Below are 24527 nucleotides of genomic sequence, written 5' to 3' on the forward strand. Positions count from 1 at the left end.
AGGAACGGGAGCACCCCGGCCCGCGGCGAAAGCACGAGCATCACGCCGCCCCCGCCGCGCTCCCCTCGCAGACTCCCCCGAACTCGCGCAGCCACCTGATGCCCACCTCGCGGGTGCGCGTCACTCCCTTGTACTCGGCCATGTCGGCTGGCAGCTCCTCGAGCACCTCGACCGTTCTCGCCGCCCACTCTGGCACGGTCGCGAGGGCCGCGAACGGCAGCAGGTAGCTGCGGATCAGGAACATGATGGCGTTCGACTCGGGGAGGCGGATGAGGTGCTGCACCTCGGTCCGCAGGTGCAGCCTGTCGCCGACCGCGACGAGCGGGCCGTCCACGAGCGAGGTCCGGTCCGGACCCCACTGCGGGTACGTCTCCGTCGACGTGTCGAGCTTGCCGTCGACGGTCAGCGTCCAGTTCGTGCGCCGGTAGCTCTGCCCGGGCTCGAGCCGCATGATGAAGGCCTGCGCCCGTGGGATGACCCCTTCGTCGTGGACACGCGGCACCGGTCCGTGGATCTCGAGGAACGACATCCCGACATCGAACCCGAACGACCAGTCCGCGGCGAACGTCACGAGGCCGGCGTCGGCCCACAGCTCCCCGTCACGCTGGTCGAGGAGCACGACGTCCTCCTGCAGCTGCTGGCCGATGAACCCGAGGGGCCCTTCAGGCATCGACGAGGTCTCGCCGACCGCGAAGCACCGGTCGATGCCGAGGAGAGCGTTGTGCCAGTGCCAGCCGCCGCCCTCCCTGGTGAGGCTCATGTGCTGCGGGTAGGCATCGGCGAGCTGCTCCATGAGCACGAACATCGCATCCCACGCGGCTGGCAGCATGTGCGGCAGGCACTGCAGCCGTGACGGGTCGGCGCTCAGGATGCGTGCCCGCTCGGCGAGCTCATCGCGGTAGCAGTGGTCGATGTCGACCGGATGCTCGCCCCAGGAGCCGGCCGCCGTCGGCCGCGGCACCGAGGCCGGCTCCACGTTGGTGCTGTAGCGGTAGGTCTCTTTCGGGAAGGGGAACGGGAAGCCGGCGACGGCGACGGAATGGTCGGCCTTGCCGGTGGCGGATGCGGTCACAGTTCGAACTCCAGGATCTCGCCTCTCGGGCGGGAGACGCACGGCATGAGGCAGTCGCCGCGGTCCTTCTCCTCATCGGTGAGGAAGCTGTCGCGGTGGTCGATCCCCGCGGGGTCGCGCGCGTCAGCGCCCTGCGAACCGGACGGCGCGCGGACGGCGACGCGGCACTCGCCGCACACGCCCTGGCGGCAGAGGTTGGGCACCGGCACGTTCGCGCTGAGCAGCGCATCGAGCAGGGTGACGCCGGACTCGACTCGGATCGTCCGGCCGAGGCCCAGGAGCCGCGCCTCGAATGGCTCGCCCGGGTCGAGGGCGGGCGGGGTGAACGCCTCTGCGTGGAGGCGCGCCTCGGGCCAGCCGGCCGCGCGAGCGGCTGCCTGCACCGCGTCGATCATGGCGACCGGACCGCAGACGTAGAGGTGCGCGCCGAGTGGCTGGTCGAGCAGGGCCGCCGCGAGGTGCGTGTGCAAGGCGGCGCGGCTCGCGCAGACGGTCAGGCGGCCCCCGCTCAGGCGCTCCAGCTCATCCCGGTGCGCTCCCCCGCCCTCCCCGTACGCGTACACCACGTCGAAGGAACGCCCCCACTCGGCCGCGGCCCTGGCGTGCGAGAGGATCGGGGTGACCCCGATGCCGCCCGCGATCAGCAGGTGGTGGCGTGCCGCGAGCACAGGCGGGAACGCGCTGGATGGGGCGCTCACCGTCACCTCGTCGCCGACGCTGAGGCCGTGCATCCATTTCGAGCCGCCCCGGCCCGCGTCGTCGAGGCGCACCGAGATCGCGTAGTGGTCTGGGCGCCGCCCGCTGCCGGTCAGCGAGTACGAGTTTCGGCCGCCGTCGCCGAGCTGCACCGCGATGCTGCTGCCCGGCGCGAAGGATGGCAGGGAACGGCCCCGCGGGTCGCGAAGCGTGAACGAGCGGACGCCCCTACTCAGCTCCGCGATGTCGGAGACGACGAGGTGAAGCGCGGCGCCGGCAGCAGGACGGCGAGTCGTCGCAGCGTCGGCTGCGGGAGCGCGGGTCACGCGAGCACCGGTTCGCTCTGGCTGGGCGCAACGGCGACGAACCGGGTCGGGATGCCGGCAGCGCGCGACCCGTCGGACTCGGCAACCTCGGCCTCAGCGAAGTACCCGAGGTAGGCACCCTGGCTGCGCGAGAAGTGGGGGTAGACGGTGAGGTGCAGGCCGCATCCCGAGCACGGCACGCTTCCGCCTGTCGGCGCACTCGTCTTCGCCTGGCAGTGCCCGCAGTGCACGAGGACCTGGGCGACGCCTAGCTCCGGGGCCGTGAGCGCGAACTCGATCTCCTCGTCGAGCACGCCGGCGTCGTGCAAGATGGTCCGCAGCGCGCCGAGCGCGAGCTCGTCGCCGACGACTCGGAACCGCCACCCCGTGCGCGCGGCCCGGAGCGCCTCGAGGATCCGGGCTCGCGACGCGGCCGAGGTCGCGTCCTCGAGCTCGACCGACACCGTGCCACCGGACGTCGACCGCGCCGTCTCGGCGGGCCGGGAGCCGCTGGAAGCCGTGTCGCCTGGCCCTGACTCGTTGGGAGCACCGCGTTCGGGCACCCCGCCATCTGGCGCCGCGCCGACCACGAACGTCATGGTGCGCGCTGGGCAGACCGCGTCGCATCCGGAGTCGGTCGCCTGCTGGTTCCCCGCTTCGAGCAGCTGCCGCCATCGAGCTGAACTGGTGGCGGTTGCGCTCACGCCCGGCCCGACCTCGGCCGGTTGCATGGTGGACGTCGCCATGATCGTCAGGGAGCGACGGAGCGGTGGCCGACGTAGAACGCGAGCGCCGAATCCTCGGTGCTGAAGAGGATGCGCGACCCCTTCGGGAAGAAGATCGCGTCCTTCGGGCCGGCATACGACACCTGTCCGGTGTCGACGTTCTCGAGCCGGAACGTGCCGGAGATGACGACCTTCATCTCGTCGTAGTCGTAGAAGTAGTCGAGCGGGGCGTCGGTGTGGGTCAGGGCGAAGTAGCCGGCCGACATGGCGGAGCCGTCCGGGTTCGAGTAGACGTCGGCGATGTAGCCCTCAGTGCCCGGGTACTGCTCGAGCGGCATCCTGGGCAGCTGTGACCAGAAGTCCGGGGTCACGCGGAACGGTGGAACGGCGGTGGCCACGGCATCGGTGCTCATGAATTCTGTGCTCATGAACCAAGTATCGAGTGAACACAGTTTCCTGGGTGTAAACACTGGTGGTCGATCATGTGCCCGAGCGACCCGCCGCGATCGGCAGCGTCAGACGCTCTCCGGGGTCGTCCGGTCGAGCTCGTCGAGCTCAGCGAGCGCCTCCCGGGCCCGCTCGAGTCGAGCCGCCTCCGGTTCCTCCCACCAGCGCGGACCGCGCTCGCCCAGCCCGTGCTTCGCGAGTCCGACGCGCTTGCGCGACGCCGCCACCGCGGAGTCGTCGCCCCGACGCTTCGCAGCACCCACGCCCGATCGCCCGCGGCCGAGATGCGACTTCAACCGTTCGACGACGTCGGCGGGGAGACTCGGATCGGTGCGCCGCCAGCGCCGGCCCTTGACGACGAGCCAGCGCTCGTCGGAGTACTCGTCGCCGACCGCCAGACCATCGACCCCACTGCTCGTCCCGCCAGTCGTGCTGCCAGCACCCCCGGCGGCACCTCCTCCGGCCCCGCTCACCTCGCCCATAGGCGCCGAGCCTACGCGGCGTGCGAGCTTCCGTGACCGGGGATGGCGTCGATGAGCTTGCGCGTGTAGGGCTCCTGCGGCTTCATGAGGATGTCGCCGGTCTTGCCCAGCTCGACGAGCACGCCGTTCTTCATGACGGCGACCCGGTCGGAGATCTGCGCGACGACGGCGAGGTCGTGCGTGATGAACAGGTAGGTGAGGTCGTTCTCCTGCTGCAGCTCAGTGAGCAGGTCGAGGATCTGCGCCTGCACCGACACGTCGAGCGCCGAGACTGCTTCGTCGAGCACGATGAACTCGGGCTCGAGGGCAAGGGCCCTCGCGATCGCCACGCGCTGGCGCTGCCCGCCGGACAGCTCGTCCGGGCCGCGGTTCAGGAACAGCTGCGGCAGCTGGACCTGGTCGAGCAGCTCCCGCACCCGCTTGGCCCGCGACTTCGAGTCGCCGAGCTTGAACGACACGAGGGGCTCTGCGATGAGCTGCTCGATGGAGAAGCGGGGATTCAGTGACGCGTACGGGCTCTGGTACACCATCTGGAACCTGCGGCGAAGGGCTCGCAACCGCTCACCCTCGAGGTCGGTGATGTCCTGGTCGTCGAAGACGATGCGGCCGGAGGTCGGCTTCTCGAGGCGCAGCACGAGGCGCGCCGTCGTGCTCTTGCCGGAGCCGGACTCCCCCACGACCGCGAGCGTCTCGCCGCGGTGCAGGTCGAAGCTCATGTCGTCGACCGCGGTCAGCGTGCGCTTGCCACCGCGCCCGCCGGGAAGTGCGAACTCCTTGGTGAGGTTCTCGACCCGCAGCAGCGGCGCGGTGATGTCGGGAGCCCCAGCACGCGCATCCGCCGCTCGACTCGACGCCTTGCCCGTCGCTTTGTCGGTCACGAGCACGGTGCGCGCCTCGTGGCTGTGCAGGCTCGGCGCGGCACGCAGGAGCTTCTTCGTGTAGTCGTGCTGGGGGCGGAGCATGACGTCGTCGGCCGTGCCCGTCTCGACGATCTCGCCCTTGCGCATCACGATGATGCGGTCGGCACGGTCGGCCGCGACTCCGAGGTCGTGCGTGATCATGAGCACGGCGGTCCCGAGCTCCTTCACGAGCCCGTCGATGTGGTCGAGGATCTGCTTCTGCACCGTCACGTCGAGGGCACTGGTCGGCTCGTCGGCGATCACCATCTCCGGCTGACCTGCCAGCGCCGTCGCGATGAGCGCGCGCTGCTTCATGCCACCCGAGAACTCGTGCGGGTACTGCTGAGCCCGGGCCGCCGGCTCGGTGAGGCCTGCCATGTCGAGGAGTCGCACTGCCTCGGCGTGCGCGTCCTTGCGGCTCGCGAGTCCGTGGATGAGGAGCGGCTCGGCGACCTGGGCGCCGACCTTCGTCGTCGGGTTGAGGGAGAGGGCCGGGTCCTGCGGGACGAGGCCGATGCGCCGACCGCGGATGCCGCGCCACTGCGCGTCGCTGAACCCCTGGATGGGCTCCCCGTCGAACTTGATCTCTCCCGAGGTGACCGTCGCATTCGGTGCGAGGAGGTTGATGAGCGCGTGGGCCACCGTGCTCTTGCCGGAGCCGGACTCGCCGACGACCGCGAGCACCTCGCCGGCGTACAGCTCGAACGAGACGTTCCTCACGGCGTCGACGGCGCGTCCGCCGATGCCGTAGGAGATGCAGAGATCGCGGACCGAGAGGAGCATGGCCTTCTCCACTTCTTGATCGGGTCGAACCTGATCGGGTTGAGCCTGGCCGTTGAGGGCCTCGCCATTCGGGGCCACCTCGTCCCGGCTTCCGGCCTGGCCGGCCGTCGCGGCCAGTTCGTCGGCCTGGAGCTGCTGCTGCGTCATTCGCTGGTCCATTCTCACACCTCGTCGTGTTGGATTGGTTGCTCTGGGGTGCCTGTGCCGCGTCCGCTAGGCGCGGATGAGGGCGGGCCGCTTCGGGTGGAATGCCCACTCGGGCATGAAGGTCTTCATCGCGAACGCGTCGTCGCGCGCCGAGTTCTCGAGGCTCAGGTAGAGCTCGTGGGCGCGGTTCACCGCGCCGTCATCGAGCGTGACGCCGAGGCCGGGTGCCGTCGGCACCTGGATGACGCCGTCCTCGATCTTGGGTGCGGCCGTCGTGAGCTCCTCGCCGTCCTGCCAGATCCAGTGCGTGTCGATCGCCGTCGGCGTTCCAGGGGCCGCCGCTGCGACGTGCGTGAACATCGCGAGACTCACGTCGAAGTGGTTGTTCGAGTGCGAGCCCCAGGTGAGGCCGAGCTCGTCGCACAGCTGGGCGACGCGCACGGAACCGCTCATGGTCCAGAAGTGCGGGTCGGCGAGCGGGATGTCGACGGCCTGCGAGCGGATCGCGTGCCCCAGCTCGCGCCAGTCGGTCGCGATCATGTTCGTGGCGGTTCGCAGCCCCGTGGCGCGGCGGAACTCCGCCATCACCTCGCGTCCCGAGTAGCCGTTCTCCGCGCCGACCGGGTCCTCGGCGTACGCGAGCACGCGCTTCAGGTCGGGGCCGAGGCGCAGCGCCTCGGCGAGCGGCCAGGAGCCGTTCGGGTCGAGCGTGATGCGCGCATCCGGGAACTCGGCGGCGAGGTCGGTGACGACGGCGGCTTCGACGGCCGGTTCGAGCACGCCGCCCTTGAGCTTGAAGTCGCGGAAGCCGTAGCGCTCCTGCGCGGCCTTCGCGAGCCGCACGACTCCCTCGCTGTCGAGGGCGCGCTCGCGGCGCACCGTGCCCCACGCGTCGCTCGTGTCGTCGCCGCGCAGGTAGTCGAGTCCGGTCGCGTCGGGGTCGCCGACGAAGAAGAGGTAGCCGAGCACGTCGACGGCCTCGCGCTGCCTGCCGTCGCCGAGGAGCGACGAGATCGGCAGGCCGAGCTGCTGCCCGAGGAGGTCGAGGAGCGCGCACTCCCAGGCGGTGACGACGTGCACGGTCGTGCGGAGGTCGAAGGTCTGCGCTCCGCGGCCGGCGCTGTCCTGCCACGCGAATTCCTGGTGGATGCTGCGCAGGATCGCGCGGTAGTCGGCGACGGGCTTGCCGACGATGAGTTCGGCCGAGGCGATCAGCGTCGATCGGATGCTCTCCCCGCCGGGGACCTCGCCGATGCCGACGCGTCCTTCGCTGTCGGTGAGCTTCACGAGGTTGCGAGTGAAGAGGGGCGCGTGGGCTCCGCTGAGGTTCAGCAGCATGCTGTCGTGGCCCGCGACCGGGATCACTTCCCACGTCTCGACCGTCACCTGGTTCATAGCTCCGCCTCCATCGCCGCGCTGAGTGGTCACGCGTGGCTTGGGCCACGGTGCCGTATTGCCACTCTAAGGAGCCGCATCCATTCGATCGAGGGCGTATTCGGCATGACCGGATGCGCGTTGAGCATCAATGCTCGTCCGAGGCCGCGCTCACGCGTTGCGCTGCATGAGCTCGACGACCGCCGCCACGAGCGGGTTGTCGGAGTCCTCCCGCCACGCGATGTCGAGGTGCACGCGGTTGTACGGCTCCGACCGGTCACCGTCGGCAACCGGCCGGCAGATGACGCCGTCGGGCGCGAGCTGCGTCGCGGACTCGGGGATGAGCGCGACGCCGATGCCCGCGTTCACGAGCGCAAGCAGTGCAGGCACCTGACCCGCGTACTGCACGATGCGCGGGTGGCTGGACGAGGCGACGAACATGCTGAGGAGCAGGTCGTGGAAGTAGCGAGCCCCGCCCGGCGAGTACATGAGGAGCGCCTCATCGTTGAGGTCGCTCAAGAAGATAGGCCCGGTGAACTCCGCGAGCCGGGACCCCCGCGGGAGCGCGAGCACCAGGCGCTCGGTGAGCACCGTCGTCGACTGGACGCCCGGGCGGTCCCGCATGGGACGAAGGAGGCCGATGTCGACCGTGCCGCGCTCCAGCTCGTCCATCTGGTCGACGGTCACCGACTCCTGCAGGATGAGCTGCAGCCCGGGCAGCTCCTCCGCCGCCGCCCGCAGCAGCTTGGGCAGCACGCTGTGGGCCGCGACCGCGGTGTACCCCACGGTCAGCGTGCCGGTCGCCCCCTCGCCGACGGCGCGGACATCGGCCGCGGCCTTCGCCGAGAGGTCGATGAGCTTGCGTGCGCTCGGCAGGAGGGTGCGCCCGGCCTCGGTGAGCGCGACACGGCGGCTCGTGCGGACGAACAGCTGCGTGTCGAGCTCGCGCTCCAGCTGCTGGATCTGGCGGCTGATGGGCGGCTGCGTCATGCGGAGGCGCTCGGCGGCCGCGCCGAAGTGCAGCTCCTCGGCGACCGCGACGAAGCACTCGAGCTGAACGAGGGTAAACATCAATTCACTCCCAACATTGATTCATCCACACTTTAGTTTGTTTGCGCATCCATAAGACCATAGCGTCGCAGATAGCCGGGCAACCAACTCGGAACAGCCGCACCGTGCAACGACGCACCGCGGAGACACGCAACTAAGGAGATCGACGTGCTCGACAGAATCCTCTTCTTCCCGGTCACCCCCTTCACGGCCGACGATGCCGTCGATGTCGCAGCCCTCGCGCAGCACCTCGAACAGGGGCTCGCCCATGAGCCGGGCGGAATCTTCATCGCCTGCGGCACCGGCGAATTCCACGCGCTGAGCCTCGACGAGTACACGACCGTCGTGGACACGGCCGTCACGACCACCAAGAAGGCCACGCCGGTGTTCGCCGGGGCCGGCGGGACGCTCGCCGACGCCAAGGCGCAGGTGCGCAGCGCCGAGGAAGTCGGAGCGGACGGCATCCTCCTCCTCCCGCCATACCTCGTCACCGGCCCCAGCGAAGGCCTCGTCGCCTACGTCGAGCAGGTCGCGGGTGCCACGACGCTGCCCGTGATCGTCTACCACCGCAGCACGGCCCGGTTCGACGAGCACACCGCCGTCGCCGTCTCCCGCATCCCGAACGTCATCGGCCTCAAGGACGGCGTGGGCGACATCGACCTCATGTCCCGCATCGTGCGCTCCGTCACCGACGAGACCCAGTCGCGCGGCGAGGACTTCCTCTTCTTCAACGGCCTCCCCACGGCAGAGATCGCCCAGGAGGCGTACAAGGCCATCGGCGTTCCCCTCTACTCTTCGGCGTCGTTCGCGTTCGCCCCCGACATCGCCCTCGCGTTCTTCGACGCCGTCGAATCCGGCGACAAGGAGCGCCTCGCCGAGCTCAACCGCAGCTTCTACCACCCCCTCGTGCGCCTCAGGAACTCGGTCCCCGGGTACGCCGTGTCGCTCGTCAAGGAAGCCACGAAGCTCGCCGGCATCAACGCCGGCCACGTGCGCGCGCCCCTCATCGACGCCAAGCCCGAGCACGTCGAAGAGCTCAAGAAGCTCATCGACGACACCAGGGCCCTCCTCGCGAAGCGCCGAGCCACTCCGGCCGAGCAGGACCGCGTCGCGACCCCCGTCGCCTGAGCCTGAGCGCACCCGGTTGCGCTGACGAAGCGCAACCGGGCGCGCCCGCCCGCAACGACGAACACACCTCGTTCAACGACGAACACAGGGAGACGACATGACCGCGCAGAGCACGTCCACCGCATCCACGACCGCATCCGAGTTCGCGTCCACTTCGACTGCCGCCGCGGCGGCGGCCTTCGACCGGAACCCGCAGAACGAGATCGCCGCCGTCACGATCACGCCGGTCGCCTTCAAGGACCCGCCCCTCCTGAACACCGTCGGCGTGCACGAACCGTACGCGCTCCGCGCGATCGTGCAGGTCACGACCCGCTCGGGCCTCACCGGACTCGGCGAGACCTACGGCGATGCACCCCACCTGCACCGCCTGGCCCTCGCGGCGGACGCCGTCGTCGGCATCAACGTCTTCGACACCAACCGCCTGCGCTTCGCGGTCGCGCAGGCGCTCGCGGCCGACACCTCGCAGGGTGGCCACGGCATGAGCGGCATGGTGACCGGCTCGAGCACGGCCGACCGCGTCCTCTCCCCCTTCGACGTCGCCGCCCTCGACCTGCAGGGCAAGATCCTCGGCGTGCCCGTGAGCTCGCTCCTCGGCGGCGCGATCCGCCCGGAGGTCGCGTTCAGCGGCTACCTGTTCTACAAGTGGGCCGGCCACCCCGGCGCCGGCGCCGACGAGTTCGGCGAGGCGCTGAGCCCAGAAGGCATCGTCGAGCAGGCACGCCAGCTCGTCGACGGCTACGGTTTCTCCGCGCTCAAGCTCAAGGGCGGCGTCTTCGAACCCGACCAGGAGATCGCCGCGATCCTCGCCCTCGCAGACGCCTTCCCCGACCTCGGGCTGCGCCTCGACCCCAACGCCGCGTGGAGCGTCGAGACGTCGCTGCGCGTCGCGAAGGCCCTCGAATCGTCGCTCGAGTATCTCGAGGACCCCACCCCGGGCCTCGCCGGCATGGCCGAGGTGCGCCGAGGCACGACCCTCCCCCTCGCCACGAACATGTGCGTCGTGAGCTTCGCCGACGTGAAGCCCGCCGTCGAGCAGGGCTCCATCGACATCGTGCTGTCCGACCACCACTTCTGGGGAGGCCTCACCCGGTCGCGCACCCTCGGCGGCCTCGCCGAGTCGCTCGACTGGGGCCTGTCGATGCACTCCAACTCGCACCTCGGCATCAGCCTCGCGGCGATGGTGCACCTCGCCTCCGCGACGCCGTCGCTCAGCTACGCGTGCGACACGCACTGGCCCTGGAAGCAGCCGGACGAGGACGTCGTCACCCACGACCTCTCCTTCGTCGACGGCTCGGTGCTCGTGCCGACCGGGCCCGGCCTCGGCGTCGAGCTCGACGAGGACGGCCTCGCGAAGCTGCACGAGCAGTTCCTCGAGAGCGGCATCACGCAACGAGACGACACGGGCTACATGCAGCGCTTCCAGCCCGGCTACACCGTCGCCAGCCCCCGCTGGTAGCGGCAGAGCTCGACTTCCCGCCCAGCCGCCGACCCACCCCCGGAGAGAGTCAGAGACTCCGCATGCGCATCCTCGTCACCGACCCGATCATCGCCCGCTTCGCGGAGCTCCTCGCGCAGACGGAGCGCGCGCACGAGTGGGGCTTCGCCGCCGAGCTCGGCCCCGCGGAGCTGGACGACGCGCTCCGCGGGGCCGACGTCGTCATCGCCTCCGTGCTCACGCCGGAGCAGGCGGCTTCGCTTCGCCCGGACGCGCTCCTGCACGTCACGGGTGCCGGCGCCGACCGCGTGAGCGTCGATGCGCTCCCGCCTGGCGTGACGATCTGCAACACCGGCCACCACGGGGCGGCGATCGCCGAGCACGTCGTCATGACCGCGCTCATGCTGCGCCGGCGCGCGCTGGAGGCGGATGCGCAGATGCGCGCGGGCGAGTGGCGCACGATCGGCAACGACGCGAGCGTCCCCTTCCATCCCATGCTGCGCGGCACGACGATGGGCCTCCTCGGACTCGGTGAGATCGGCACGGAGGTCGGGCGCCTGGCGCAGGCCCTCGGCATGCGCCTCACCGCGCTCCGACAGCGACCGGATGCGCCCAGTCCAGACGGGCTCGTCGCCGAGGTCTACGGCCCCGACCGGATGCTCGAGTTCGTGGGGGGCGCCGACGTGCTCGTCGTCTCCATCCCCCTCTCTGAACGCACACGCGGCATGATCGGCGCGGCCGAGCTCGCGGCCGCGAAGCCCGACCTGCTGCTCATCAACGTGGCCCGCGGCGGAGTCGTCGAGGAGGACGCGCTCTTCGACGCGCTCTCCGAGGGCCGCATCGGCGGCGCCGGCATCGACGTGTGGTGGGGAGCCCCCGACTCGGAGGGCCGCGTTCCCGCATCCGTCGAGCGCTTCTCGACCCTCGACAACACCGTGCTCACGCCCCACCACTCCGGCCACGCACGCCGGGTCTTCGAGCAGCGCGCCGCCGACATCGCGCGCAACATCGACCTGCACGCGGCCGGGCTGCCCCTGGAGCGCGTCATCCGGTAGCCGGCGCCCCGCTCGCCACCTGCCCCGCCCCGTTATCCCGCTCGGCGCACAGACATACGTCAGATGCAGGTTCGTCTCCCAACGAACCTGCATCGCTCGCGTGTTCGCCCCTCCGCTGGAGGTACAGCGCGGGTCGTCAGCCCAGCAACTGCAGGTTGGTTCGTCAACCAAGCTGCATTTCTCGTGTGGCTGCGCCGCGACTCAGGCAGGACGGCGCTGTCACCCGAGCAGCTGCACGAGCTGCGTCGCGACGAGCAGTGCGCAGCCGAGGAGGGATGCGCCGAGTGCGAGCCGCTTCGTGCGCGTCTTGTCGAGGTGCGGGGTGATGAAGCGGCTCGCGACGAAGCCCATCAGGACGACGGGGACCATCCACAGCACGACCGTCCAGGTCTGCGGTGCGACGGCACCGAACGCGAGCAGCAGTCCGAACGAGATGATCGACCCGACCAGCAGGAACGCCGAGAGCGTGCCTCGCAGCCGCGCCGAGTCGGAGCCCTGCCAGATGATCGCCATGGGCGCCCCGCCGATCGACGTCGTCGTGCCCATGACACCGGAGGCGGCCCCGGCCACGATCTGCGACCAGCGCGTCACCTTCGGTGCCCAGCCGCGCAGCGAGAAGACCACCCCAGTGACGACGGTCGCGACGACGACCCAGGAGAGCGCGGCCGGCGCCATGACGGTCACGAGCAGGGCCCCCGCGACGCTGCCGGGCACCCGCCCGACCAATGCCCACCCGGCGCCCCTGAGATCCAGCGAGTCCTTCTCCGCGACCGTCACGATCGAGGTGAGGAGGATCGACATGATGATCACCGTCGCGGGCAGCAGCGCCGGGTCGATGAGGGCGATGAAGGGTGCCGCGAGCATCCCCATCCCGAAGCCGATGCCGGCCTGCAGGCAGGAGGCCGCGAAGAAGATGACAACGAGGGCAGCCCAATCGGCCGGAGTCATGCTGCGACTCCGGCCGATCGGGCGTGCCCGGCGCGTGGCACCGGAAGGCGTTGCTGCGGGAGGATGAGGGTCACACCTCGCCGGCGGGCTCGCGCGTCGGGAGCGACGGGCGGAGCTTCACCTTGGCGGACTTCTGCATGAGCCGCCACTTCTGGTTCGGGTCGGTCGCGATGCGCAGCCAGGAGGCGAGCACGTTCGCGGCGACGGCCGTGATGACGATCGCGAGGCCAGGCAGCACCGAGAGCCACCACGCCTGCTGCAGGTACTGGCGCCCCTGGGCGACCATGAGCCCCCAGCTGACGTCGGGCGACTGCACGCCGATGCCGAGGAAGCTCAGCGACGACTCCGCGAGCATGACGTAGCAGAACTCGAGCGTCGCGAGCGTGACCAGGGTGGGCACGACGTTCGGCACGATGTGGCGGAAGATGATGCTGCGCGGCTTCGTGCCGAAGTTGGTGGCCGCGTCCACGAACATCCGCGATCGCAGCTCGGCGGCCTCGGCCCGCGCCGTACGCAGGTAGATCGGGATGCGGGTCAGCGCCAGCACGGCGACGATGTTCGCGAGGCTCGGGTTGAAGACGTACAGGATGACGACCGCGAGCAGCAGCGACGGGAAGCTCATGATGATGTCGGCGATGCGCATCGACACCGACTCCCGCCAACCGCGGAAGTAGCCGGCCCAGACGCCCCAGATGGATCCCACGATGAGGGCCACGAGGACGGCGGGGACCGCGACGCCGAGCGTTGTTCCCGTCGCGATGACGAGGCGCGCGAGCATGCTGCGCCCGAGCGAGTCGCTGCCGAGGATGAACGCCCAGCCGTTGTCGAGGCTGAACGGGGCCAGGTTGATGGCCGTGAGGTCCTGCTTGGAGGCGAGCTCCCCCACGAGCAGCGGCCCGAAGACGGCCACGAGGGCGATGAAGGCGAGCACGGCGGCCGCGACCGTCGCGACCTTGTCCTTGAGGAGCAGCGTGAAGAGCGTGGGTCGCTCGGCGCCGTTCCGCTCGCGCTTCTCCTTCTGCAGGAGCACGTTCGTCGTCGCGGGCGGCTGCTGCGGGGCGGCGCCCGTGCTGGGGCCGCCGGGGACCTGTGGGTTCTGCGGGTCAGACATGCGCCTTGCCCTTCTCTGCGTCGCTGCTCTCGGTGCCCTTCGCGGCCGACTTCCGTGCGGCCGCTCCGGCGGCGTCGCGCTTCGCATCCTTGTCCGTAGGACGGATGCGCGACTGCTTCGCCACCGGTCGCACCCGCGGGTCGAGGAGCGCGTAGCCGAGGTCGATGAGGATGTTGAGGATGAAGATGGACAGCGCCGTGATGAGCACCGCGGCCTGGAGCACGGCGAAGTCGCGCTGCAGGATGGAGTCGATCATGAGCTTGCCGATGCCGGGCCAGCCGAAGATGGTCTCGACGACGACCGCACCGTTGATGAGGCCAACCGTGAGGTCACCGGCGACCGTCAGCGCGGGAGCCGCCGCGTTGCGCAGCGCGTGCTTGAACACGACGCGGAGCTGACCGGCGCCCTTGCTGCGGGCCACCTTGATGAAGGGCTGCCCGAGCACGCTCACCATGGAGCCTCGGACGATCTGCGTGAGCACTCCGACGGGCCTCAGCATCAACGTCGCGATCGGCAGGATCCAGGAGAGGCCGCCGCTGTCGACGCCCGAGGTGGGCAGCCAGCCGAGCGTGATCGCGAAGATCCAGATGCCCATGATGGCGAGCCAGAAGTCCGGCACGCTGGCGGCGGCCATCGAGAAGAAGCTCGCGATGCGGTCGGCGACGCCGTTCGGCTTGAGGGCCGCCCAGCTGCCGATGATGATCGCGAGGACCACCGTGAGGAGCATCGTGACGCCGGCGAGCTGCAGCGTGGCCGGGAAGGCCCGCAGCACCATGGCCGCCGCGGGCTCTCCCGTGCGGAGCGACTCGCCGAAGTCGAAGCGCGCCACCCCGGAGAAGTAGTTGACGATCTGCATCCACAGCGGCTGGTCGAGCCCGTTGCGGACCGCGAAGTCCTCTTTCATCTGCTCCGTCGCGTTGAGCGGCAGGTACAGGCTCGCCGGGTTTCCGGTGAGGCGGGCCAGCACGAACACGCCGAGGACGACGGCCACGAGTGGCAGCAGACTGGAGACGATTCTGGTTCTGAGATAAGTCCACATGAGCGGCTGCTTTCTCCAGGGTGGCGGGCGGCCGTCAGGCCGCTGGCTTCACCTCGGCGATGCGCAGCTCGTCGCCGCTCGCCGAGTTCGGCTCGTAGGTGATGCCAGACGCGATGCCCAGGAGGCCCGTCTGGTGCGCGATGTGCGCGAACTGCACGATCTCCTCGTTCTGGTCGGCGAAGATCTGCTCGTAGGCGGTCTGCCGCTCGTCGCCGGAGGTCTTGGCCGCGGCGTCGAGCTTCTGGTCGAACTCGGGGGTGCCGAACGTCGACTGCGCGCCCGTGGAGCTCATGTACTGGTCGACCGTGAACTGGGCATCACCGGCCTGGTTGCCGTGCTGCACGAGCAGCGCGATGGGGCCCTCGTTGGTGACGAACGGGCGCAGCTGGTACTGGAGGTGCTGCGTCGTGTCGACCATGCGGAGTTCCACGTTGAGGCCGGCCTGGCTGAGCTGCTCCTGCAGCACCTGCGACAGCTCGTTGACCTTGGGGAACTGCGCCGTGCGGGTCACGAGGGTGATCTTCGTGTCGACGGGGACCCCGTCGGCCTTGGCCTCGGCGACGAGCGCCTTCGCCTGGTCGAGGTCGAACTCCCACGGCTCGAGCGAGTCGTTGTGGCCGACGACGCCCTCGGGGATCAGCTGGGACGCGACGACGTCGCCGTTCGGGTAGAGGGAGGCGATGATGCCGTCCTTGTCGATGGCGAAGTTGATCGCCTGGCGCACCCGGATGTCATCGAGCGGGGCGATGTCGCCGGAGAAGCGGAGCGCGATCGTCTCGTTGTTCGGGTAGCTGACGCCGTTCTCGCCGATGCCGTCGTCCGGGCTGAGGCCCATGGCGATGTCGGCTTCGCCGCCGGTGATCATCGCCGCGCGGACGGTGCCCTCACCGCGCCACTGGTACTCGACCGATGGGTAGGCGGGAGCCTCGCCCCAGTAGCCGTCGTAGGCGCCGAGGGTGAGCTTCGTGCCGACCTCCCACTGGTCGATCTGGTAGGGGCCGGTGCCGACGGGCTCGCGCACCTTGTCGGTGGTGCTCGTCGACGTGGGGACGATCTCGATGAACGAGAGCTTCAAGGGGAGGATGGGGTCTGGTTCGGGCGTCGTGACCGTGAGGGTGGTCGCGTCGACCGCGTTGACCTCGAGGTCGGACTCGCCGAACACGTAGCCCTCGACGTTGCAGCCGAGGTCGCTGTTCACGGCCCGGTCGATCGAGAAGGCGGCCGCTTCCGCGTCGAAGGGGGTGCCGTCCTGGAAGGTCACGTCGTCGCGGAGGGTGAAGGTCCACTCGTTGTCGCTCGTCTGCTCCCACTCGGTGGCGAGCAGCGGGTCGAGGTCACCCGTCGTGGGGTTGCGCTCGATGAGCGGCTCGGTGATGTTGGAGCGCACGACGACACCGGTCGACGTGAGGTTCGCCTCGCAGGGCTCGAGTGTCGGCGGCTCCTGCTGCAGGACAACACGGAGGGCGCTGGCAGCACCTCCGCCACCGCCTCCGGCCGCGCCGTCGGAGTTCGCGACGGCGCAGCTGCTGAGGAGCAGCGCGGCGGCACCGACGGCCACCGCCTTGCTGACGGATGCGAGGGGGCGGCGCGCTGGGGACGGCCTGTTGGATGCGGTGCGCCCGAGTGTCGGGGATGGTTCGTGTGAAGAAGACATCGTTGTTCCTCCGGTGTTGTGAACTCGAGGGCCGAGCCCTGAGTCAGTGGTTCTCCTCGTTGAGACGCCTTCAGCTTGGGCGCGTCGATTCGACTGCGTCAACACGACTGGGCGAGGGAGCCGCGGGGGACGGCGGGAGGCGCGGGGCCGGACTCAACCCTAGCGACCCGCGTGCCCTAGTGATTACTGGCAAGACTCGCATCCATGCGCCGAGTGGATCAATCAATGCAAAGTGCATCTTGGACCAGCATCGGTCCTGCGACCTACGATCCAGACATGGAATCCCCTCTCGCAACGACGCCAGACGCCGCCCCCGCCAGCACTGCCGCGGCCACCGCCACCCCAGCGGCGACCACCGCGACCCCCACCGTGCTGCGCGTCGGTCCCCTTATGCCGCAGCTCGAGCAGGAGCTCATCGCCGAGTTCGGTGCGCCGATCATCTCCGCCGTCGCGAGCGAGCTCACCGCCGAGCAGGAGGCGGAACTCGCCGACGTGCGCGTCGTCGTGACGGGCGGCCGGTTCGGGGTCTCACGCGCACTCATGGAGCGGCTCCCCTCTCTCGAGGCGATCGTGAACTTCGGCGTCGGATACGACACCACCGACACGAGCGCAGCTCGCGATCGGGGCATCGCCCTCAGCAACACCCCTGACGTGCTCAACGACTGCGTCGCCGACACCGCCCTGTCCCTGCTCCTCGACGTCTACCGCGGCATCAGCGCCTCCGACCGCTACGTGCGGGCCGGCTCGTGGGCGAGGTCCGGCAACTTCCCGCTCACGACGAGGTTCACCGGCACCCGCGTCGGCATCGTCGGGCTCGGGCGCATCGGAAGCGCGATCGCCAAGCGCCTCTCGGGCTTCGACTGCCCCATCAGCTACCACAATCGGCGTGAAGTCCCCGGCTCCCCCTTCCGGTACGTCGACTCGCTTGTGGAGCTCGCACGGAGCAGTGACGCGCTGGTCGTGGCGACCGCTGGGGGTGCGGACTCGCAGAAGCTCATCTCCGCCGAGGTGCTCGACGCGCTCGGGCCGAACGGCGTCCTCGTGAACATCTCCCGCGGCTCCGTCGTCGACGAGGATGCGCTCGTCGCGGCCCTGCAGGCTGGCACGATCCGCGGCGCGGGCCTCGACGTGTTCGCCGACGAGCCGAACGTCCCGGAGGCGCTCATCGGTCTCGACAACGTCGTGCTGCTCCCCCACCTGGGCAGCGGTACGCGGGAGACTCGCGACGACATGCGGCAGCTGGTCGTCGACAACCTCAGGTCGTGGCTCGCGAACGGCGCGCTCGTGACGCCGGTCAAGCTCTAGTTGCGCATCGGCCAGATCGCGCCGAGCGGGCCTCGCTCGGACGCCGCGTGAACGGAGCTCACCCGTCCGGGTGAGCTCCTTCCACGTTCAACGAGTCGGCGCTTCGTTGGGCGCCGGGGCTCAGTACCCGCTCGGCAGCTGGATGCGCCCCTCGACGAGGCGCGGCACGCCCCACTCGTTCGCATCGCGCAGCGCCTCGGGCAGCAGCGCGTCGGGCACGTCCTGGTAGGCCACGGGGCGGAGGAACCGTTCGATGGCGAGCGCCCCGACCGACGTGGAGCGCGCATCCGACGTCGCCGGGTACGGCCCGCCGTGCACCATCGAGTACCCGACCTCGACGCCCGTCGGCCAGCCGTTGAACAGGATGCGCCCGACCTTGCGCTCGAGCACCGGCAGGAGCGCGCGGGCCGCGTCGGTGTCGTCGTCGGTCGCGAGGACCGTCGCGGTGAGCTGGCCTTCGAGCTGCTCGGCGAACTCGCGGAGCTGGTCGGCGTCGTCGTAGCGCAGCACGAGCCCGGCAGCACCGAAGATCTCGCCCTCGAGCGCCTCGCCGAACGCCTCGACGGCTTCGCTGAAGACGATGGGGGCCGGCGCGTTCAGGGTCGAGTCGCCCTGCCCCCTCGCCACGACCGTCGCCCCGGACGCCTCACGTTCCGCGACGCCCTCCCGGTAGGCGTCTCCGATGCCGTGCGTGAGCATCGTCTGCCCGTTCGCCTGGGCGATGCGCTCGCCGACTTCGCGCAGGAACGCGTCACCCGCGTCGCCGCCCGGCACGAGCACGATGCCGGGGTTCGTGCAGAACTGTCCGGAGCCGAGCGTGAGGGATCCGACGTAGTCGGCCGCGACCTCCTCGGGGTCGGCCGCGAGGGCGGCCGGGAGCACGAAGACCGGGTTGACGCTGCTCATCTCGGCGTACACGGGGATGGGCTCGGCCCGCTGCTGCGCGATGCGAACGAGCGCGAGCCCACCCGAGCGCGAACCGGTGAATCCCACAGCCTTGATGCGCGGGTCGGCGACGAGCCCCTGTCCGATCACCCGGCCCGAGCCGAACAGCTGCGAGAACACGCCGCTCGGCAGCCCGGAGGCCTCGACGGCGCGGGCGATGGCGTGGCCGACGAGCGATGCGGTGCCGAGGTGTCCGCTGTGGGCCTTCACGATGACGGGGCTCCCTGAGGCGAGCGCGGACGCCGTGTCCCCACCTGCGGTCGAGAAGGCCAGCGGGAAGTTGCTCGCACCGAAGACCGCGACGGGGCCGAGGGGAATCTTTCGCTGGCGGATGTCGGCGCGGGGCAGCGGGGTCCGATCCGGCAGCGCCTCGTCGATGCGGGCGCCCTGCCAGCCGCCTTCGGCGATGACCTTCGCGAACAGTCGGAGCTGGCCCGTGGTGCGACCGACCTCACCGGTGAGGCGCGCGACGGGAAGCCCGGTCTCCTCGTGCGCTCGGGCGATGATCTCGTCCTTGTCGGCCTCGATCTCCGTCGCGATGCGCTCCAGGAACGCCGCCCGGTCGGCCGGTGACGTCGCACGGTAGACGTCGAACGCGTCGTGCGCGGCCTGCACGGCCAGCTCGAGCTCCTCCGCGGTGTTGCTGCGGAAGGTCGGCGCGAGCACCGCCCCGTCTGCGGCGCGACGGGCGACGAGCTCGTCGCCTCCCCCGAGCTCGCTGCTTCCGGCGATGAGCGAATGTGGTGCCAGCGTCATTGCGTGCCTTTCGTCGTGCGTTGGAGCCTCGTGCGGCGACGAGCCTCGTGCGGTACTGAGTCCTTCTTCGAGGCTATGGCCGTCCGCCGACACTGGCGCTTCAGATTCGGCATGACCCGATGCAGTTTCGACATGCTCCCGGCGTCGGCATCGGTGTCGGCCCCGAGCGAAGCGACACGGGGCCGGGAACCGCCCCGAGCGACCGACCGGTGGGTTTTGTCGTACACTTCAGAGTCGATTCAGGGGGAACGATCCCCCAGGCGAGCCCTGGGTCGTGGGACGAGCACCCTCGTTCCCGAGATCACCGCGCGGTGAGAATCCTCATTCCACGCGCCCACCTCCTAGGAGCATCCATGACCACCGATGTTGCAATCGCCGACGTCGCCATCGAACGCGACCCCTCGACGACCAGCCGCCTCGCCGCCGAGTTCTTCGGCACCTTCCTGCTCGTCTTCGGCGTCATCAGCGCCGCGATCTTCGCCGCCGCCAACGGAGTGGCCGAGACCGGAATCGGCTGGGTCGGCGTCTCGCTCGCCGTCGGCATCACCGTGATCGCAGGCGCCTACGCGGTCGGCCACATCTCGGGCGGCCACTTCAACCCGGCCGTCACCGTCGGTGCCGCTGCCGCCGGCCGCTTCGCGTGGAAGGACGTGCCCCTGTACGTCGTCGCGCAGATCCTCGGCGGCATCCTCGCCACGACCATCGTCGTCCTCATCGCCTCGAACGGCCCGGACGGCTTCCTCGCCGCGGCGCAGGCGGGCGGCTTCGCGTCGAACGGCTACGGCGAGGCGTCGCCAGGCGGGTTCGGCCTCGTCGCCGTCATCGTGACCGAGATCGTCGCGACGGCGCTCTTCCTCTACGTCATCCTCGGTGTCACCGACCGTCGCGCGCCGAGCGGCTTCGCTCCCCTCGCGATCGGCCTCGCGCTGACGCTCTTCCACCTCATGACGATCCCAGTGTCCAACGCGTCGCTCAACCCGGCCCGCTCCATCGCGACGGCCGTGTTCGGCGGCTCCGAGCCGCTCGCGCAGCTGTGGGTGTTCATCCTCGCCCCCGTCGCGGGCGCCCTCATCGCTGGCTTCACCTACAAGCCGCTCTTCGAGGGACTTCGCAGGTAGGGCCCTCCATTCGGACCACCGCTCGCCTCGAGCGAGACCGCCGCGGGGCGGCACCAGTTCCTGCTGGTGCCGCCCCGCTGTGGTCCGCTCGCGCTGCCAGCGTCAGGCGTCAGGCGTCAGGCGTCAGCGCCGACGGTGCCGGCCGCGTACTCGGGCAGCTCTCCTGCGTCGCTTTCCCATGCTTCGAGCACGGGCGTCACGATGCGCCACAGCTCCTCGGCGACGTCGCCGCGCACCGAGAGCAGCGTGTTCCCGGTCAGCAGGCCCGCGATGACGCGCGCGTACGGATCCGCGCTGCTGTCGCCCGCAGGGGCGCGGAGCGGGATGCGTGTGGGCGCCGACCCGTCGCCAGGGGTCAGGACGATCTCCTGCCGCGCCTCACCGATGGCCTTCGCGGAGCGCAGCACGAACGGCACGCCGCGCCACCTGGGGGTGTCGATCTGCAGTGTGATCTCGGCGAGCGTCTCCGTCCCGCGGTCGGCATCCACGTCGTCCTCGTCGACGTACGCCTCGAGCGGCTTCCCGTCGACCTCCCCGGTCGCGTAGCGGGCGCGGCGGGCGGACACTGGGTGCTCGTCCCACAGGCGCACGGCCCGCAGGACCTCCGCGAGGGCGTCGTCGAGCCCACCGGTCTCCTCGTCCGGCTGCTCCATGGCCGTCAGCGCGAGCATGAGCATGAGGTGGCTCTGCAGCATGTCCCGCAGCGCGCCGGTCTCGTCGTAGAAGGCGCCTCGCCCCTCGATGCCGAGGCCTTCCTCGAAGATGATCTCGACGCGGCCGGGCGACTGCGCATCCCGAGTGTCCTCCGTGTCCTCCCTCTTCGACCCACCGTCGGCAACCGGCACGCCGCTCGCCTCGATGCGGTCCCGCGACCGAATGAGCCCCACGGCCGCCGGGGTGCCGAGGAAGTGATCGATACGCCAAAGGCGATCCTCCGGCACGACGGCGGCGAGCGCCTCGTTGAGCGCCCGCGCGCTTTCCTCACTCTCGCCGAACGGCTTCTCGATCGCGATCCTGAGGTCGTCGGGGAGATCCAGTTCGGCGAGGGCCGCCGCGACCTTCTCGCCCATGATCGGCGGCAGCGCGACGTAGAGCAGCGGCGAGCTCGGGCACGCTTCGAGCAGCTCCCGCAGCTCGTCGGCGGAGGACGCGTCGGTCGGCACGAAGTCCGAGCGTGATACGAGCGCATTGATTGTGTCCTCCGAGACGCCCGTGCCCTCGAGGCTCTGCCGGACGACGTCACGCCACTCGTCGCGCGACTGCGGGGTGCGGGCGGCGCCGATGATGTGCAGCTCGACGTCTGGGCTCGCGTCGGCGACCCTCGCGATCCCCGGCAGGAGGAGGCGCTCCGTCAGGTCGCCACCGGCGCCGAGGATCGCGATCGTCCGCCTGACCTTGCCGCCGGTGGCGACCTCTGGAATCTCGGTGCTCGTCTGCATGTGACCTCCGGGTGCTGGCTTCCTCGGCTGGGCTGTTCCGGCGCGAGACTACGCGCTCGTGCCCGAGAATCCGCCGGTCATGTCAGGGCTCGCTGACGGCCACGACGTCGTACGCGAATTCGCCGACGTAGCGGAACACGTCGCCGATGATCGGCGACCGCAGGCGCACGTCAACGCATTGGCGACCGTCGCCGTCAGGATGCGCCCGCTCGTCGAGCGTCATGGTGACGACGCGAGGCAGTGGCACGCGAAGGACCGCGACTGCGACCGGGACCCGCATCCGGAGCCACAGGCGCGTCGAGCGCATCCGCACACCGCCCTCGTGCACTCGGACCTCGAGCTCGACCTCGAGGCCCCGTCGGCGACCGAGCCGGTCGACGAGCCGCGGCCTCCCGCCCGGCACTGGGATGGCCCTCATCGTGTCCTCCATGACGCGCGTGACGAGCGGGAACGCGAACTCACGCCTGGCGGAGAGGGCACCATCGTCCTCCGGTCGATTGCGGATCGTGAAGGGAACGCTGCGCCCGCGCTCCGGGAACAGAACGTGCCGCCAGGCGAGCCAGGCGAACACCGGCCGCAGCACCGAGTGGCGGGGGCCCGCCCACGAGTAGACCCCACGACCCCGGCCCTCGTGCCCGGCGGGTATGAGGCCGAAGTAGCGGCGGAGCTGCGGGTGGAGGAGTTCGATCTGCGACCCGAGGACCTGCTCGTAGACCGACTGCAGCGGCTGGGTGCAGCGCTCTTCGACCGCGCTGCGTCCGGACGAGGCCGCTCCGGGTCCGAACACGGAGCGCGCCATCAGGCGCGCACCTCCCCCGCGAGCGCGAGCAGCTCCCGCAGCGGCGCCCGGACGACGGGGATGCGCGTGAGCGGCAGCGTCATGCGCAGCAGGTTGAGGGCGCGGTCGAGGATGCGGTGCGTGCGCTCCCGCCCCGGCGACGAGTCGTAGACCCAGAGGAGCGCCAGCAGCAGGTGGCTCAGCACCAGAACCTGCGGGAGGCCGGTCTTGAACTCGTCGGGCAGCGGGGACTTCGCGTCGTCGACGGCACGCTCGAAGAGGCCGCGGATCACCGCGAGCGCGGGCGCGGATGCCTCGGAGAGCGGGTTGATGGGCGACCTCGGCGACACTGCGGCGGCGAGGAACTCAGGCGCGTGCGGGTGGTAGGGCTCGAGCTGCTCCAGGCCGGTGCGGTAGACGATGGCGAGGCGCTCGGTGAGCTCGCGGATGCCCTCCAGCTGCGGGATCGCGGCGTCTGCGTGCGATTCCTGCACGTCCAGGTACAGCTCCTGCACGAGGTGGTTCTTGGTCGCGAAGTGGTAGTTGGTGGTGCCGACTGACACCCCGGCCTCTTCCGCGATGCGACGGATCGTCGTCGCGTCGTAGCCGCGCTCGCGGAAGGAGCGGAGGGCGACGTCGCGGATGAGCGCCCGGGTGCGCTCCCTCTTGGTGGACGGCACCGCCGGTCCTCGCTCTTCTCGGGGTGCCTCGTCGACGGAACCGCCCGAGTCGCCGCTGCCACCGGATTCAAAACTGAACATGTTCAGAAAGTACTACACTCGGCCTCATGAAACAGCACAACCACGCCAGTCACGGGGCAGAGCGCCCCGACGCGCTCCGGGTCGTCATCGCGGGAGCGAGCGGATTCGTCGGCCGAGCGCTGGAGGACGACTTCGAGAGCCGCGGCTGGGAGGTCGTCCGCATCGGCAGGCGCGAGGCCGTGCGCTGGGGCGACGCAGACGCCATCCAGCGCGCCATCGACGGTGCCGAGGTGCTCATCAACCTCGCCGGCAAGTCCGTCAACTGCCGGTACAACGACGCCAACCGCGCCGAGATTCTGCGCTCCCGCGTGGAGACGACGGCCGAGCTGCGGGCCGCGGTCGCAGCAGTGCCGAACCCGCCGCGGGTGTGGTTCAACGCCTCCACTGCCACCATCTACCGCCATGCGACCGACCGGCCGAACACGGAGTCCGAGGGCGAGCTCGGGCAGGGCTTCTCCGTCGACGTCGCCCGCAACTGGGAACGTGCCTTCTTCGAGGGCACCCTCCCGAAGACGCGCCGCGTCGCGCTGCGCATGGCCATCGTGCTCGGCGACGGACCCGCCGTGAGCACCCTCTTCACCCTGGCCCGCCTGGGCCTCGGCGGCCCGAACATCGACGGCTGGGCCCCGAACCACCGGCGCTATCGCGGCATCGGTCCCGCACCGAGCGGTGACGGGCGTGCCCCGCAGTACCGGACGCGGGGTCGGCAGAAGTTCAGCTGGGTGCACGTCGACGACGTCATCGGCGCCGTCAGGTTCCTCATCGACCGCGACGACCTCGACGGTGTCATCAACGTGAGCAGCCCCAACCCGAGCGACAACCGAACGCTCATGGCGAGCATCCGCCGCGTCGTGCGCGCCCCGTTCGGGCTGCCATCCTGGCGGTGGATGCTCGAGCCCGCGATGGCCGTGCTGCGCACCGAGCCCGAGCTCATCCTGAAGAGCAGGTGGGTGACACCGCAGCGGCTCACGAATGCCGGCTACCACTTCGTGCACCCGGAACTCAACCCCGCGCTGCGCCAGGTCGCGCGGGAGCTAAGATAACTCGCCCCCCCCACCCACCTCGGCAGGTTCGG

General features: G+C 70.2%; 22 protein-coding genes. 6 read left to right on the plus strand and 16 right to left on the minus strand.

Annotated features, from left to right (window positions below; translation table 11 throughout):
* Positions 1-40: 40 nt before the first annotated feature.
* The 8 genes from ACQFZP_RS06130 to ACQFZP_RS06165 all read right to left on the minus strand — a co-directional run bounded on the left by ACQFZP_RS06130 (position 41) and on the right by ACQFZP_RS06165 (position 8001).
* Positions 41-1072 (minus strand): heme-dependent oxidative N-demethylase family protein, encoded by a 1032-nt coding sequence (locus ACQFZP_RS06130; protein WP_211890627.1) that lies wholly within the window; start codon positions 1070-1072, stop codon positions 41-43.
* Positions 1069-2094, minus strand: a complete 1026-nt coding sequence (locus tag ACQFZP_RS06135) for a PDR/VanB family oxidoreductase (RefSeq protein ID WP_211890628.1) — start codon at positions 2092-2094, stop codon at positions 1069-1071. The genes ACQFZP_RS06130 and ACQFZP_RS06135 overlap by 4 nt, the downstream gene beginning before the upstream one ends.
* Positions 2091-2777, minus strand: coding sequence for a dimethylamine monooxygenase subunit DmmA family protein (locus tag ACQFZP_RS06140; protein WP_211890629.1), 687 nt, complete (start codon positions 2775-2777; stop codon positions 2091-2093). Before ACQFZP_RS06140 ends, ACQFZP_RS06135 begins: the two co-directional genes overlap by 4 nt.
* A gap of 47 nt (positions 2778-2824) precedes the next feature.
* Positions 2825-3226, minus strand: a complete 402-nt coding sequence (locus ACQFZP_RS06145; protein ID WP_211890630.1) for a cupin domain-containing protein — start codon at positions 3224-3226, stop codon at positions 2825-2827.
* An 87-nt stretch (positions 3227-3313) separates the two neighbouring features.
* On the minus strand, positions 3314-3643 hold the full coding sequence (locus tag ACQFZP_RS06150) for a biopolymer transporter Tol (RefSeq protein WP_211890784.1): 330 nt from the start codon (positions 3641-3643) through the stop codon (positions 3314-3316).
* Between the two features lie 95 nt (positions 3644-3738).
* Positions 3739-5556 (minus strand): dipeptide ABC transporter ATP-binding protein, encoded by a 1818-nt coding sequence (locus ACQFZP_RS06155; protein WP_249312047.1) that lies wholly within the window; start codon positions 5554-5556, stop codon positions 3739-3741.
* A 66-nt stretch (positions 5557-5622) separates the two neighbouring features.
* Positions 5623-6951 (minus strand): enolase C-terminal domain-like protein, encoded by a 1329-nt coding sequence (locus ACQFZP_RS06160; RefSeq protein ID WP_211890631.1) that lies wholly within the window; start codon positions 6949-6951, stop codon positions 5623-5625.
* 150 nt (positions 6952-7101) lie between these two features.
* Positions 7102-8001, minus strand: a complete 900-nt coding sequence (locus ACQFZP_RS06165) for a LysR family transcriptional regulator (protein WP_104311687.1) — start codon at positions 7999-8001, stop codon at positions 7102-7104.
* 147 nt (positions 8002-8148) lie between these two features.
* Between ACQFZP_RS06165 and ACQFZP_RS06170 the strand changes: the two genes are divergently transcribed.
* From ACQFZP_RS06170 to ACQFZP_RS06180, 3 genes are all read left to right on the plus strand, one after another.
* Positions 8149-9108, plus strand: a complete 960-nt coding sequence (locus ACQFZP_RS06170; protein WP_211890632.1) for a 5-dehydro-4-deoxyglucarate dehydratase — start codon at positions 8149-8151, stop codon at positions 9106-9108.
* Between the two features lie 97 nt (positions 9109-9205).
* Entirely contained in the window at positions 9206-10564 is a 1359-nt protein-coding gene (locus ACQFZP_RS06175; RefSeq protein ID WP_211890633.1) for an enolase C-terminal domain-like protein, read from the plus strand.
* Between the two features lie 62 nt (positions 10565-10626).
* Positions 10627-11598 carry a 2-hydroxyacid dehydrogenase gene (locus ACQFZP_RS06180; RefSeq protein WP_211890634.1) on the plus strand — a complete coding sequence of 324 codons (972 nt, stop codon included), beginning with the start codon at positions 10627-10629 and terminating at the stop codon, positions 11596-11598.
* 219 nt (positions 11599-11817) lie between these two features.
* Here ACQFZP_RS06180 and ACQFZP_RS06185 read toward each other — a convergent pair whose 3' ends face one another.
* The 4 genes from ACQFZP_RS06185 to ACQFZP_RS06200 all read right to left on the minus strand — a co-directional run bounded on the left by ACQFZP_RS06185 (position 11818) and on the right by ACQFZP_RS06200 (position 16350).
* Positions 11818-12546 carry a sulfite exporter TauE/SafE family protein gene (locus tag ACQFZP_RS06185; protein ID WP_211890635.1) on the minus strand — a complete coding sequence of 243 codons (729 nt, stop codon included), beginning with the start codon at positions 12544-12546 and terminating at the stop codon, positions 11818-11820.
* A 70-nt stretch (positions 12547-12616) separates the two neighbouring features.
* Entirely contained in the window at positions 12617-13657 is a 1041-nt protein-coding gene (locus ACQFZP_RS06190) for an ABC transporter permease (RefSeq protein WP_104311682.1), read from the minus strand.
* On the minus strand, positions 13650-14696 hold the full coding sequence (locus ACQFZP_RS06195) for an ABC transporter permease (protein WP_104311681.1): 1047 nt from the start codon (positions 14694-14696) through the stop codon (positions 13650-13652). The genes ACQFZP_RS06190 and ACQFZP_RS06195 overlap by 8 nt, the downstream gene beginning before the upstream one ends.
* Positions 14697-14730: 34 nt before the next feature.
* Positions 14731-16350: an ABC transporter substrate-binding protein gene (locus ACQFZP_RS06200; protein WP_211890636.1), complete on the minus strand. Its 1620-nt coding sequence runs from the start codon at positions 16348-16350 to the stop codon at positions 14731-14733.
* A gap of 276 nt (positions 16351-16626) precedes the next feature.
* Between ACQFZP_RS06200 and ACQFZP_RS06205 the strand changes: the two genes are divergently transcribed.
* On the plus strand, positions 16627-17655 hold the full coding sequence (locus tag ACQFZP_RS06205; protein WP_211890637.1) for a 2-hydroxyacid dehydrogenase: 1029 nt from the start codon (positions 16627-16629) through the stop codon (positions 17653-17655).
* Positions 17656-17775: 120 nt separating this feature from the next.
* Here the strand turns inward: ACQFZP_RS06205 and ACQFZP_RS06210 are convergent, their stop codons facing one another.
* The gene (locus ACQFZP_RS06210; RefSeq protein WP_211890638.1) at positions 17776-19356 is read right to left on the minus strand and encodes an aldehyde dehydrogenase (NADP(+)); all 1581 of its coding nucleotides are present in this window, start codon (positions 19354-19356) and stop codon (positions 17776-17778) included.
* A 353-nt stretch (positions 19357-19709) separates the two neighbouring features.
* Between ACQFZP_RS06210 and aqpZ the strand changes: the two genes are divergently transcribed.
* Complete coding sequence (gene aqpZ, locus ACQFZP_RS06215; protein ID WP_211890639.1) at positions 19710-20474, plus strand: aquaporin Z; 765 nt, start codon at positions 19710-19712, stop codon at positions 20472-20474.
* A 116-nt stretch (positions 20475-20590) separates the two neighbouring features.
* Here aqpZ and ACQFZP_RS06220 read toward each other — a convergent pair whose 3' ends face one another.
* The 3 genes from ACQFZP_RS06220 to ACQFZP_RS06230 all read right to left on the minus strand — a co-directional run bounded on the left by ACQFZP_RS06220 (position 20591) and on the right by ACQFZP_RS06230 (position 23452).
* Positions 20591-21913 carry a glucose-6-phosphate dehydrogenase gene (locus tag ACQFZP_RS06220; RefSeq protein ID WP_211890640.1) on the minus strand — a complete coding sequence of 441 codons (1323 nt, stop codon included), beginning with the start codon at positions 21911-21913 and terminating at the stop codon, positions 20591-20593.
* Between the two features lie 82 nt (positions 21914-21995).
* Complete coding sequence (locus tag ACQFZP_RS06225; RefSeq protein WP_211890641.1) at positions 21996-22712, minus strand: DUF4166 domain-containing protein; 717 nt, start codon at positions 22710-22712, stop codon at positions 21996-21998.
* Positions 22712-23452 carry a TetR/AcrR family transcriptional regulator gene (locus ACQFZP_RS06230; protein ID WP_211890642.1) on the minus strand — a complete coding sequence of 247 codons (741 nt, stop codon included), beginning with the start codon at positions 23450-23452 and terminating at the stop codon, positions 22712-22714. Before ACQFZP_RS06230 ends, ACQFZP_RS06225 begins: the two co-directional genes overlap by 1 nt.
* A gap of 26 nt (positions 23453-23478) precedes the next feature.
* On the opposite strand from ACQFZP_RS06230, the gene ACQFZP_RS06235 reads away from it, so the two are divergent.
* Complete coding sequence (locus tag ACQFZP_RS06235; RefSeq protein WP_211890643.1) at positions 23479-24495, plus strand: epimerase; 1017 nt, start codon at positions 23479-23481, stop codon at positions 24493-24495.
* Positions 24496-24527: the final 32 nt, after the last annotated feature.

The sequence above is a fragment of the Pseudoclavibacter sp. Marseille-Q434 genome (assembly GCF_050315415.1).
Classification (GTDB): Bacteria; Actinomycetota; Actinomycetes; order Actinomycetales; family Microbacteriaceae; genus Pseudoclavibacter.

Excerpts from the sequence above, each read along its gene's own strand:
- ACQFZP_RS06235 (WP_211890643.1), top strand. The coding sequence starts at position 23,479 with ATGAAACAGCACAACCACGCCAGTCACGGGGCAGAGCGCCCCGACGCG.
- ACQFZP_RS06225 (WP_211890641.1), bottom strand. The coding sequence starts at position 22,712 with ATGGCGCGCTCCGTGTTCGGACCCGGAGCGGCCTCGTCCGGACGCAGC.
- ACQFZP_RS06160 (WP_211890631.1), bottom strand. The coding sequence starts at position 6,951 with ATGAACCAGGTGACGGTCGAGACGTGGGAAGTGATCCCGGTCGCGGGC.
- ACQFZP_RS06195 (WP_104311681.1), bottom strand. The coding sequence starts at position 14,696 with ATGTGGACTTATCTCAGAACCAGAATCGTCTCCAGTCTGCTGCCACTC.
- aqpZ (WP_211890639.1), top strand. The coding sequence starts at position 19,710 with ATGACCACCGATGTTGCAATCGCCGACGTCGCCATCGAACGCGACCCC.
- ACQFZP_RS06220 (WP_211890640.1), bottom strand. The coding sequence starts at position 21,913 with ATGCAGACGAGCACCGAGATTCCAGAGGTCGCCACCGGCGGCAAGGTC.
- ACQFZP_RS06210 (WP_211890638.1), bottom strand. The coding sequence starts at position 19,356 with ATGACGCTGGCACCACATTCGCTCATCGCCGGAAGCAGCGAGCTCGGG.
- ACQFZP_RS06165 (WP_104311687.1), bottom strand. The coding sequence starts at position 8,001 with ATGTTTACCCTCGTTCAGCTCGAGTGCTTCGTCGCGGTCGCCGAGGAG.
- ACQFZP_RS06175 (WP_211890633.1), top strand. The coding sequence starts at position 9,206 with ATGACCGCGCAGAGCACGTCCACCGCATCCACGACCGCATCCGAGTTC.
- ACQFZP_RS06180 (WP_211890634.1), top strand. The coding sequence starts at position 10,627 with ATGCGCATCCTCGTCACCGACCCGATCATCGCCCGCTTCGCGGAGCTC.
- ACQFZP_RS06200 (WP_211890636.1), bottom strand. The coding sequence starts at position 16,350 with ATGTCTTCTTCACACGAACCATCCCCGACACTCGGGCGCACCGCATCC.
- ACQFZP_RS06230 (WP_211890642.1), bottom strand. The coding sequence starts at position 23,452 with ATGTTCAGTTTTGAATCCGGTGGCAGCGGCGACTCGGGCGGTTCCGTC.
- ACQFZP_RS06155 (WP_249312047.1), bottom strand. The coding sequence starts at position 5,556 with ATGACGCAGCAGCAGCTCCAGGCCGACGAACTGGCCGCGACGGCCGGC.
- ACQFZP_RS06185 (WP_211890635.1), bottom strand. The coding sequence starts at position 12,546 with ATGACTCCGGCCGATTGGGCTGCCCTCGTTGTCATCTTCTTCGCGGCC.
- ACQFZP_RS06190 (WP_104311682.1), bottom strand. The coding sequence starts at position 13,657 with ATGTCTGACCCGCAGAACCCACAGGTCCCCGGCGGCCCCAGCACGGGC.
- ACQFZP_RS06205 (WP_211890637.1), top strand. The coding sequence starts at position 16,627 with ATGGAATCCCCTCTCGCAACGACGCCAGACGCCGCCCCCGCCAGCACT.
- ACQFZP_RS06145 (WP_211890630.1), bottom strand. The coding sequence starts at position 3,226 with ATGAGCACAGAATTCATGAGCACCGATGCCGTGGCCACCGCCGTTCCA.